This window comes from Kitasatospora sp. NPDC059327 (assembly GCF_042752535.1).
Classification (GTDB): domain Bacteria; phylum Actinomycetota; class Actinomycetes; order Streptomycetales; family Streptomycetaceae; genus Kitasatospora.
In genome coordinates this window covers 11,752-22,675 of sequence record NZ_JBHYYB010000057.1, presented here as the reverse complement: position 1 = coordinate 22,675, position 10,924 = coordinate 11,752, and the positions used below count along the sequence as shown (strand labels likewise).

Genomic DNA, 10,924 nt, shown 5'->3' with positions numbered 1-10,924 from the left:
GGTCGGCAGGATGTCCGGCCGGGGCCCGCGGTCCCATCTCACCCTCCCCCGTACGGATTTGGAGTCACCCGGTGCTCAAGGGATTCCGCAGCTTCCTGCTGCGCGGCAACGTCGTGGACCTCGCGGTCGGCATCGTCATCGGTGCGGCGTTCACCGCTGTCGTCACCGGGTTCGTGACCGCCTTCCTGACCCCGCTCATCGGGGTCGCCACCGGAGCCGTCGGCGACTTCACCCAGAAGACCTTCGCGGTGGCCGGCACCCGCTTCCCGTACGGCGTGTTCGTGAACGCCCTGATCAGCTTCGTGCTGGTGGCCGCGGTGATCTACTTCGCCGTGGTGGTCCCGGTCGGCCGGCTGCAGGCGCGACTGGAGGGCGCCAAGCCGGCTCCGGCGGCCAAGGCGGACTGCCCGGAGTGCCTGAGCCCGATCCCGGCGGCGGCGGTGCGCTGCTCGTTCTGCACCTCGGAGGTGGCGGGCCGTCCGGGCTTCCCGGCGCAGATCGCGCCGACCTCGGCGCAGGCCCGCTGACCTCGGGTTCTGTCTCCCCGGGCCGCCCTCACGGGAACTTTATCCCCGAAACATTCACGAGCCCCTGCCGCCCGGTCGGCAGGGGCTTGAATGCGCCGGCGCACGCCCCGACCGCAAAAGTTTCTTCGCGTGGCCCCGAACCGTCCACCGGCCCGTTACCGCACGGGGCTTCACCGGCTCGGTCCGGGCTCTGTTCGAGTCCGTACCCCGACCGGAAGCTGGCCTGAACTGGTCGCCGGAATGTCCGTTCTTCACACTTTCGAAACTTTTGTGCGAGCGAAGACTGTGTAAACACTCGAACTGCTCGGGCTCCCACTCTCCTCAGCAGGCGCATTGTGGGCTTACCGTATGCCCCATGACCTCGCCCCGCTCCTACGACGGAGTCGGCTACCCCCCTCCGTCCTTCTCCTCCGGCACGCCCATCTACGACAGCCTCGTCGCAGAGCGCGGTGTCCCGCAGATCGCGCCCATCAACGTGCCGGCCGCCCTGCCGCCGGCGCTCTCGTCCGGTTACGGATCCGGCCTCGGCCCGTCCTACGAGAACCGGTACGCGACCGGGTACGACTCCCCCGGCAGCAACCTCCCCGCGCTGCCGCCCGCGCGCCTCGCCCTGGGCCCCGGCCCGAGCAGCGCTCCCTCCGCCGGTCCCGCCACGGCGTACATCCCGGCGCAGCCCGCACCGGCGTACGCCGCCGCGCCCCAGCCCCCGGCCCCCGGCTACGGCGCCCCCCAGCCGTACCTGTCCGGACAGCGGCCGCAGGCTCCCGCCCCCGGCTTCTCGCAGGCCACCGGCGGCTACCAGCCCTCCGGCGGCCAGAGCTTCGGCGGCCAGAACACCTTCGTCGGCGCCGGCCAGGGCGGCCAGCAGACCTTCGGCGCGCAGCCGATGGGCGCTCCCGGCTCCTTCGGCGGCCAGCCGAACGCGGCCGGCCAGCCGAACGGGGGTCCGCAGAGCTTCGGCGGGCAGCAGAGCTTCGGGGGCCAGCAGTCCTTCGGCGGGCAGCAGTCGTTCGGCGGCCCGGGCCAGGCCGGTGCCGGCTTCCAGGGCCACGGCGGCGAGCAGGGGTTCGGCGGCGCCCAGTTGCGCCCGGCCGTCTCCCCGGTCGCGCCGGTCCGCCCGATGCAGCCGCAGCGCCCGGGCCCGTACGGCGAGCCCGGCCAGTTCCAGCAGGGCTACCAGCCGCAGGGGCAGGGCTACTGACCGACGCGCCCCGGGGCCGGCCCCACCCGGCCCCCACCCCCAGCACCTGAGCAGCACCCCGCCGCGTTCCCGCGCCGGGCGTACGGAGAAACGGGTCATCCACGGACCGCTCGGACCGCCACCCCCACGGCGTCCGGGCGGTCCGTGCGCGTACGGGGCCGGACGGGCCGCGGCGGGCAGGGGGCGGGTCGCCCGCGGGGAGCTGGCAGGATGGGGGAATGCTGCTCACCGGACTGCACGTCTACCCCGTCAAGTCGATGTACCGCCTGAGCCCCGAGCATGCCCAGGTCGAGCCGTGGGGTCTGGCCGGCGACCGGCGCTGGATGCTGGCGGACGCCACCGGACGCTTCGTCAGCCAGCGTGACAACACCGACCTCGGCCAGATCCGTCCCGAGCCCACCGCCGACGGCGCCCTGCGGCTCACCGCCCCCGGCGGCGCCCGGATCGAGGTCCCGGCCCCGGCCACCGCGGTCGGCGACCCGCTCGCCGAGGTCGAGGTCTGGGGCACCCGGTTCCACGCCGCCGAGGCCGTCAAGGAGGCCCAGCTCTGGATCGCCGAGCACCTGGGCGACTACCGGCTGGTGCACCTGGACAATCCCCGCGCGCGACCGGTCGACCCGCACTTCGGCGAGCCCGGCGACACCGTCTCGATGGCCGACGGCTTCCCCCTGCTGCTCGCCACCACCGCCTCGCTGGACCGGCTCAACGCCCTGATCGCGCAGGAGCACCCGGACAGCCACGAGCCGCTCCCGATGGACCGCTTCCGCCCGAACGTGGTCGTCTCCGGCAGCGAGCCGTGGGCCGAGGACGGCTGGCGGCGGATCCGGATCGGCGGGCTGACCTTCAAGGTGGTCAAGCCCTGCGGTCGCTGTGTGATCACCACCACCGACCAGGAGAGCGGCGAGCGGCGCGGCCCCGAGCCGCTGCGCACGCTGGCCCGCCACCACCGGCTGCTGAAGAAGGCGGCCTTCGGACAGAACCTGATCCCCGAGCGCCCGGCCGGTGTCGAGGGCGACGCGCTCGGCACGCTCCGGGTCGGCGACGAGGTCGAGGTGCTGGAGGGTGGCGCGCACTGGCCGGCGGACGAGCGGGTGTGAGCCGGGGGCGCCCGCCGACGGTGGGCACCCCTCCCGCTTCCGCCGCCGACGGGCGTTAGGGTGCTGCGTACGGCACCGGGTCCGGCGCCGTGTACGACCGGTACGCCACGGCCCCGCCGGGCCAGTACCCGCGCCTCGTTCGGAACCCGAACTGTGCGCACTCGTTGAAGCATGTGTGGAACACGCGACGGCCCCCGGCCGGGCCGGGCGACCGACGGCCGGACCACCCGCGCGGGCGCGCTACGGTGGGCGGGCCGCCGTGCACCCCGCGCGTACGGCCCGTTGATCGCCGGCTCGATGAAGGTGGGGACGACAGACCGTCATGGCTGAGCACAGGGTCCGGGTCACCCAGGACAGCGCCTCCCGCTGGCGTCGGCGCGCCGGCGAGTACGACACCCTCGCGGAAGCCCTCGCGGCCGCCGAACCGGGCGACACCGTGACCGTCCGGCCGGGCACCTTCCGGGAGAACCTGATCCTGGACAAACCGGTCACACTCGTCCCGGCGCAGGGCCCCGGCACCGTCCGGATCGACCCGCCGAGCGGGGTGCCGCTGACCGTCACGGCCGCCGCCACCGTCCGTGACCTGGTGATCGAGGGCAGCGACAGCTCCCTCCCGGCCGTACTGGTCACCGGTGCCGAGGCGACGCCCGCGCTCAGCGGCTGCCGGGTGGAGACCCGCTCGGCCACCGGCGTCGAGGTCACCGGCGGTGCCCGGCCCACCATGCGCGGCTGCGTGGTCGTCAACCCCACCGGGCTGGGCCTGCGACTGCGCGGCCCGGGCACCGCGGCGGCCTTCGAGGACTGCGAGGTCGCCGCCGCCGGACAGGCCGGACTGGCCGTCCTCGACGGCGCCACCGCCGCGCTGGAACGCTGCCGGATCCACCACGCGACCGGCGCCGGGGTCCTCCTCACCGACCCGGGCAGCGCCGCCGAGCTCACCGGCTGCGAGATCTACGAGATCAGGGGCAGCGGCGTCCAGGCCGAGGCGCACGCCGGCGGACGGCTGGTCGACTGCGACATCCACCGGGTCACCGGCAACGGGATCACCCTGGACAGCGAGGCCGAGCTCGTCCTGACCGGCTGCCGGGTGCACGACCTGCCGGAGAACGGCGCCGACCTGCGCGGGCGGGCCCGGCTCACGCTGGCCAACAGCACCGTGCGCGACTTCGGACGCGGCGCGCTCTCGGTCTGGGACCAGGGCACCGAGGCCACCGCCGAGTCCTGCGAGATCCACGGCTCGACCGGGGAGTACCCGGCCCTGTGGGTCAGCGACGGCGCCCGGCTCACCCTCACCGACTGCTCGCTGCACGACCTGCCGGACGCGCTCTTCGTCCTGGACCGCGACTCCGCCGCCACCGCCGACGGCTGCTCGTTCAGTCGGATCCGCAGCTCCGCCGTCTCGGTCAGCGGCGGGGCCGGGGTGACGCTGAGCGGCTGCCGGGTCCAGGAGGCCGGCACCGGGCTCTGGTTCCGCGACCACGGCAGCGGCGGTCTGCTCACCGACTGCGAGATCTCCGACGTCGCCACCGGCGTGATCGTCACCAAGGGGGCCGACCCGGTCCTGCGCGACTGCACCGTCCGGGCCAGTTCGGACGCCGGCGTCTACGTCTCGGCCCAGGGCCGGGGCACCTTCGAGGACTGCCGGGTCTCGCACGGCAAGGGGTTCGGCTTCCACATCATCGACGGCTGCCGCACCGTCCTGACCCGCTGCCGGGCCGAGCAGAACGAACGGGCCGGCTTCGAGTTCTCCGAGCCCGGTCCGGTGGTGGAGGCCTGCACCTCGGACGACGTCGCCCCGGCCGCGCCCGCCACCGAGCTGCCGGCCCCCCGGTCCGCCAGGGCCGCCCAACTCACCACCACGGCACCCGCCTTGACGGCACCCGCGGCGATCGGTCCGATCCCGGACTGCCGACCGGCCGACGAGGCGCTGGCCGAACTCGACGCGTTGGTGGGCCTGGCCACCGTCAAGCAGGAGGTGCGGACCCTGATCGACCTGATCGCGGTCGGCCGCCGGCGCCGCCAGGCCGGGCTGAAGGCCCCCTCGCTCCGCCGCCACCTCGTCTTCACCGGGGCCCCCGGCACCGGCAAGACCACCGTGGCCCGGCTCTACGGCGAGATCCTGGCCTCGCTCGGGGTGCTCCAGCGCGGACACCTGGTCGAGGTGGCCCGGGTCGACCTGGTCGGCGAGCACATCGGCTCCACCGCGATCCGCACCGCGGCCGCCTTCGACCGGGCCCGCGGCGGGGTGCTGTTCATCGACGAGGCGTACGCGCTGGCGCCCGAGGACGGCGCCCGGGACTTCGGCCGGGAGGCGATCGACACCCTGGTGAAACTGATGGAGGACCACCGGGACGAGGTGGTGGTCATCGTGGCCGGCTACACCGCCGAGATGGAACGCTTCCTCTCCGCCAACCCCGGCGTCTCGTCCCGGTTCTCCCGCACCATCACCTTCCCCGACTACACCGCGGACGAGCTGCTGGAGATCGCCCGCGCGCAGTGCGCCGAGCACGAGTACGCGCTGGCCGAGGCCACCGAGGGCGCGCTGCTCCAGCACTTCGGCACCCTGGAGCGCGGCCCCAACTTCGGCAACGGGCGCACCGCCCGGCAGGTCTTCGAGACCATGGTGGAACGGCACGCCATGCGGGTCGCCCAGCTCGCGGACCCGTCCACCGAGGAGCTCCAACTGCTGGTGCCGGCCGACCTGCCGGCGGCCCGCCTGCCCTGACCGGGGCGGGCCCCGACCGGGGCGGCGGGGTGGTCGACTCCGCCGCCGCGACGGCCTCAGCGGCGCTCCGGGGCCGCCTCCCTCCCCAGCATCCGCTCCACCAGCAGCGCCAGTCGGTGCTCGGCGTGGTCCGGCCGGAGGCGGCCGCCGCGGGCGAGGGTGGCCAGACCGTGCAGGGCCGCCCAGACCACCTCGGTGAACGGCTCGGGATCCTCCGGACCGGCCACCTCGGCGACCGGTCCGGCGAGGGCGGCGAAGCCCTCCTTCAGCGCGGCGGGGGCGTCCGGGCGCCCGAACGGCAGGTCCGTGGCCAGGGTGAACATGGCGTCGTAGAGCGCCGGATTGGCCGCCGCGAACGCCAGGTAGCGGCCGGCGACGGCACGGAAGGCCTCGACCGGCCCGTCCACCGCACGGGCGGCCGCCCGCAGATCGGCGGCCAGCTCCGCGAAACCCTCCAGCGCCACGGCGGCCACGATCGCGTCCTTGCCGGCGAAGTGGCTGTACAGCACGGGCTGGCTGTACTCGATCCGCTCGGCCAGTCGACGGGTGGTCACCGCCTCCCAGCCCTCGGCCTCCGCCAGCTCCCGGGCGGTTCGAATGATCAGCTGATGCCGTTCGGCGCGTTCGCGCTCGCGGCGCTCCTGGATTGCCATGACATCGATGCTAGCAGCGCTAGACAGCAGAGCAATGAACGAGCTAGCGTCATTCTTGTTCCTAGCGGCGCTAGCAGTCAGTGCGGCGCGAGCCTCACGGATCCAGGGGGATTCCCATGCCCGGCACCATCACCGCACCCACCTCCACCCTCACCGCGCCCACCGGCGGCACCTCCGCCACCTCGGCAGCCGCCACCACCGGTGCCGGCACCGCCACCGGCACCACCGCCGGCGCCGCCCGACGGAGGATCGCCACCGTCCTCACCGTGCTGATCGCGCTCGGGATCGGCTACGTCGGCGTCAGCTACCTGTTCGCCCCGGAGAGCACCGTCTCCGGCTTCGGTCTGCCCGAGTGGCCGCACGGCGAGGCCGCCGCGTTCTTCTCGATCAAGGGCATCCGGGACCTCGTCACCGGCATCGCCCCGCTCGTCCTGCTCGCCACCGGCCAACGGCGGGCCCTCGGCTGGCTGCTGCTGGTGGAGGCGCTGATCCCGCTCGACGACGCCGTCACCGTCCTGACCCACCACGGCTCGACCGCCGCCGCGCTCGGCATCCACGGCGCGACGGCCGTCCTCGTCGCGGCCACCGCCGCGCTGCTGCTGACCGAGCACCGGACCACCCCGCGCGTCCCGGCCGCCTGACCGCCAAGCCACCTGATCCCACCACCCCGACACGGAGCCCGGCGCCGCCACGCGGCGCCGGGCCGTGACCGGCCGGCCCTCGGCCGGCGGGGTCAGCCCGTCCAGACCCCGCCGGCCAGGAACGACTCCAGTCGAGCCCGGTGGGGCGCGATGTCGATCCGCTCACCGGCCAGCCAGTCGTCGGAGTAGTACTTGTCGAGGTAGCGGTCCCCCGGGTCGCAGATCAGGGTGACCACGCTGCCCCGCTCCCCCGCCGCCCGCATCTCGGCGACGATCTTCAGCGCGCTCCACAACCCCGTCCCGGTGGAGGCGCCGGCCTTCTTGCCGAGAACCTGCTCCAGCACCCGCACGGCGGCGACCGAGGCGGCGTCCGGGACCCTCATCATCCGGTCGATCGCCCCGGGCACGAAGCTCGGCTCCATCCGGGGCCGGCCGATCCCCTCGATCCGCGACCCGCTCGCGCAGACCGCGTCCGGATCGTGGCCGACCCAGCCCTCGAAGAAGCAGGAGTTCTCCGGGTCGGCGACGCAGATCCGGGTGTCGTACTGCATGTAGTGCACGTACCGGGCGATGGTCGCCGAGGTGCCACCCGTCCCGGCGGTGGCGACGATCCAGGTCGGCTCGGGGTGCGGCTCCAACCTCAGCTGCGCGAACATCGACTCGGCGATGTTGTTGTTGCCCCGCCAGTCGGTGGCCCGCTCGGCGTAGGTGAACTGGTCCATGTAGTGCCCGCCGGTCTCCTCCGCGAGCTGGGCGGAGGCCGCGTAGACCTCGTCGGAGCGCTCGACCAGATGACACTCACCACCGTGGAACTCGATCAGGTCGATCTTGGCCTGGCTGGTGGACTTGGCCATCACGGCGATGAACGGCACACCGATCAGCTGGGCGAAGTAGGCCTCGGAGACGGCAGTGGAGCCGCTGGACGCCTCGATCACCGGCTTGCCGGGGCGGATCCAGCCGTTGCAGAGCCCGTACAGGAAGAGCGAGCGGGCCAGCCGGTGCTTCAACGAGCCGGTGGGGTGGGTGGATTCGTCCTTGAGGTAGAGGTCGATGCCCCAGTCGACGGGCAGCGGGAACCGGAGCAGGTGGGTGTCGGCCGAGCGGTTGGCATCGGCGTGGACCTTGCGCACCGCCTCCTTGAGCCAGCCGCGGTAGGCCGCGTCGGAGCGATCGACGTCCTCGAAGTGGTCGACGTCCTCGGCCGGTTCGACCCTCAGCTGCGCACCCATGGTCACTCTCCTCGCTCGAACCCCCCGATTGCTCACTACGAGTGTACGAGAGTCACGATAAGTGACGGTTTTCGCAGCCCCAGCTTCCGCTTATCCGCACCCTCCCGGCCCGCCCCAGCGGCACCACGGCCGGTGCGGCCGGTCCGCCGCACCACCGACGCCGGGCGCCCCCGCCGGGCGCCCCCGGCTAGAGCCCGGCCTGCACCGACTGCGGGTCCGCCAGGTACGGCTTCCAGGCCAGCTCGGCCGCGCCCGCCAGCGCACCGTGCGCCAGCTCGGCGCCGACGATCGGCACCCGGCCACTGCGCCCCCACAGACTGCGCTCGGCGACCACCGCGCGCAGCCGCTCCGGCGCGGCCTCCAGCAGGTCCAGGTGCAGGCCGCTGAGCACCACCCGGTCCGGATTGAGGATGTTGGCGACACCGGCCAGCCCGAGGCCGAGCCGGTCGATGACGTGCTCGACGGCCGCCCGCGCCCGCTCGTCGGTGGCGGCGGCGTGGCAGAGCTCGCGGGCCTGGTCGAGCAGCGGGCGGCCCGGGGCGGGGGTGAGTCCGGCGGCGGCGAACAGCGCGTCCGGGTCCGTCTCGGAGTTGAGGCAGCCGCGGTTGCCGCACTGGCAGGGGCGGCCCTGCGGGTCGACGGTGAGGTGGCCGACCTCCAGCGCGAGCCCGGCGCTCCCGGTGTGCAGCCGGCCGTCGATCACCAGCGCGCCACCGACGCCGCGGTGGCCGGAGGTGACCAGCAGCAGGTGGCGGGCGCCCCGGCCGGCGCCGTGCCGGTACTCGGCGAGGGCGCCGAGGTTGGCGTCGTTCGCGATCGCGGTGGGCAGCGGGTCGAGCGCGAGCGGTCCGTTGTCGGCCCGGCCGACCTCGACGTCGTACAGGTCGGCGACCGGCGTGCCGCTGGGCCAGGCGAAGTGCAGGGCCGCGAGCGCGGTGCCGTCCGGTTCGGTGACGGGGTTGGGCAGCGCGAGCGCGGCGGCCAGGCAGCGACGGCCGCTGTCGCGGGCCAGTTCGGCACCGGCTTCGGCGACGGCGCGCAGCATCCGGACCGGGTCGGTGGCGGCGGGCAGCGGTCGGTGCACCGGTGGATCGAGCAGCCCGCCGAGCCCGGCGAGGGTGACGCTGAGACCGTCGGCGTGGATCTGGCCGGCGATCACCACCGGACCCGCGGGGTCGATGGCGAGCCGGTGCGACGGCCGGCCGCGGCCGCCACCGGCCGGCCGGGAGTCGACGGTGATCAGGCCGAGCGCCTCCAGCTCCGCGGTGACCGCTCCGGCCGTGGCCCGGGTGACGTCCAGCGCGCGGGTCAACGCCGAACGGGTCGGGGTCTGGCCGGTGTGGATGAGCGAGAGCGCCGGGCCGAGCAGCGTCCGACCGCGGTCGGGGGCCGAGCGGCGGTGGGCGTCACGCTGGGCGTCGTGGTCGGCCTCGGAACCGGGCTTCGGACTTGATGGAGTGAGCTGCACGCCCCTATTGTGACTTTGTGCCGCTCCGAAACAAAATCCGCGCCCATGACCGAACCGACCGGCCCTCCCCCCAGTCTCGCAGCACCGGCGTCGCCTCCGACACCCCTTGGGGCGCCGCACGGCTCGCGCTCACCGCTTTCTTCGCCGTCGACGGCTTCCTCTTCGCCGCCTGGGTGGTCCGCATCCCGGACATCCGCAGCCAGGTCAGCGCCTCGCACAGCGCACTCGGGCTCGCCCTGCTCTGCGTCTCGGCCGGCGCCGTCGCCACCATGCCGCTGGTCGGCCGGCTCTGCCTCCGGTACGGCTCCCGGCCGGTCACCGTCGGCTCCTTGGCACTGCTCAGCCTCGCCGTCCCGCTGCCCGCCCACGCCCACTCGGTGGCGGCGCTCGGCGGGGTCCTGCTGCTCTTCGGGGCGGGGTACGGCGCCGCCAACGTCGCGATGAACAGCGCCGCCGTCGATCTGGTGGCCCAGCTCCGGCGCCCGGTGATGCCCAGCTTCCACGCCGGGTACAGCCTCGGCGGCCTGGTCGGCGCGGGCGTCGGCGGGCTCCTCGCCGGTGCCCTGACCACCGCGTGGGCGCTCGCCCTGAGCGGCCTGCTGGGCCTGGCCGTGACGGTGGGCGCGGGCGTCGTCCTGCTCCGCGGCCCGGCCGCCCCGCTCGTCGCCCCCGGCCGCGCGAGCGCCGCCACCACCTCGCCCGAGTCCGCCACCTCGCCCGGGGCCACCGGGAAGCCGACCCGGCTGCCGCACGCCCGGCTGCTGGTCCTGCTGCTCGGCCTCACCGCGCTCTGCTGCGCCTACGGCGAGGGCGCCATCGCCGACTGGACCACCCTGCACCTCACCGATGACGTCCACGCCGGTGCGGGCGCGGCCGCCGCCGGCTACGCGGCCTACGCCTTCGCGATGACCAGCGGCCGGGTCGCCGGCACCTGGCTCTCCATCCGGCTGGGCCAGACCCGGGTGATGGTCGTCGGCGGCCTCACCGCCGCGGCCGGCATGCTGCTCGCGGCCCTCGCACCGTCGGTCCCGCTCGCGCTGAGCGGGTTCGTCCTGGTCGGCCTCGGGCTGGCCAACATCTTCCCGCTCGCCATCGCCCGGGCCGGCGCCGCCGGCGGCCCGCAGGGCGTCGCCCTCGCCTCCACCCTCGGCTACGGCGGCATGCTGATCGGCCCGCCGGTGATCGGCTTCCTCGCCGACGGCGTCGGCCTCCCGCTCGCCCTCACCACGGTGGCGTTCGCCGCCCTGCTCGCCGCGCTGCTCCCCCTCACCGCCCGCACCCGCTGACGGCCCGCCCGGGTGGCAGGCCCGCCCACCGCCCGAACGGGAGCGGTCCGACTCGTCCCGCCCGGCCACCCCGTCCGGCCGCGTGGCAGGATGCCGC

The 10,924-nt window shown here is 74.6% G+C and carries 9 protein-coding genes; 6 read left to right on the top strand and 3 right to left on the bottom strand.

The window, feature by feature from the left end; all coding sequences use genetic code 11:
* The first annotated feature begins 71 nt into the window (after positions 1–71).
* The 4 genes from mscL to ACFXHB_RS28785 all read left to right on the top strand — a co-directional run bounded on the left by mscL (position 72) and on the right by ACFXHB_RS28785 (position 5,550).
* Positions 72–527 (top strand): large conductance mechanosensitive channel protein MscL, encoded by a 456-nt coding sequence (gene mscL / locus ACFXHB_RS28800; RefSeq protein ID WP_380577585.1) that lies wholly within the window; start codon positions 72–74, stop codon positions 525–527.
* 355 nt (positions 528–882) lie between these two features.
* Positions 883–1,728, top strand: coding sequence for a DUF6643 family protein (locus ACFXHB_RS28795; RefSeq protein WP_380577584.1), 846 nt, complete (start codon positions 883–885; stop codon positions 1,726–1,728).
* A gap of 218 nt (positions 1,729–1,946) precedes the next feature.
* Positions 1,947–2,825 carry an MOSC domain-containing protein gene (locus ACFXHB_RS28790; protein WP_380577583.1) on the top strand — a complete coding sequence of 293 codons (879 nt, stop codon included), beginning with the start codon at positions 1,947–1,949 and terminating at the stop codon, positions 2,823–2,825.
* A 322-nt stretch (positions 2,826–3,147) separates the two neighbouring features.
* Positions 3,148–5,550: a right-handed parallel beta-helix repeat-containing protein gene (locus ACFXHB_RS28785; RefSeq protein ID WP_380577582.1), complete on the top strand. Its 2,403-nt coding sequence runs from the start codon at positions 3,148–3,150 to the stop codon at positions 5,548–5,550.
* Between the two features lie 56 nt (positions 5,551–5,606).
* Here ACFXHB_RS28785 and ACFXHB_RS28780 read toward each other — a convergent pair whose 3' ends face one another.
* The gene (locus tag ACFXHB_RS28780; RefSeq protein WP_380577581.1) at positions 5,607–6,203 is read right to left on the bottom strand and encodes a TetR/AcrR family transcriptional regulator; all 597 of its coding nucleotides are present in this window, start codon (positions 6,201–6,203) and stop codon (positions 5,607–5,609) included.
* 116 nt (positions 6,204–6,319) lie between these two features.
* Here ACFXHB_RS28780 and ACFXHB_RS28775 point away from each other — a divergent pair, with 116 nt between their 5' ends.
* Complete coding sequence (locus ACFXHB_RS28775; RefSeq protein ID WP_380577580.1) at positions 6,320–6,844, top strand: DUF4267 domain-containing protein; 525 nt, start codon at positions 6,320–6,322, stop codon at positions 6,842–6,844.
* Positions 6,845–6,936: 92 nt separating this feature from the next.
* Here the strand turns inward: ACFXHB_RS28775 and ACFXHB_RS28770 are convergent, their stop codons facing one another.
* Both ACFXHB_RS28770 and ACFXHB_RS28765 read right to left on the bottom strand, forming a co-directional pair.
* Complete coding sequence (locus ACFXHB_RS28770) at positions 6,937–8,073, bottom strand: PLP-dependent cysteine synthase family protein (RefSeq protein ID WP_380577579.1); 1,137 nt, start codon at positions 8,071–8,073, stop codon at positions 6,937–6,939.
* A 187-nt stretch (positions 8,074–8,260) separates the two neighbouring features.
* Entirely contained in the window at positions 8,261–9,442 is a 1,182-nt protein-coding gene (locus ACFXHB_RS28765; protein ID WP_380577617.1) for an ROK family protein, read from the bottom strand.
* 116 nt (positions 9,443–9,558) lie between these two features.
* Here ACFXHB_RS28765 and ACFXHB_RS28760 point away from each other — a divergent pair, with 116 nt between their 5' ends.
* Positions 9,559–10,827: an MFS transporter gene (locus ACFXHB_RS28760; RefSeq protein ID WP_380577578.1), complete on the top strand. Its 1,269-nt coding sequence runs from the start codon at positions 9,559–9,561 to the stop codon at positions 10,825–10,827.
* Positions 10,828–10,924 lie beyond the last annotated feature (97 nt).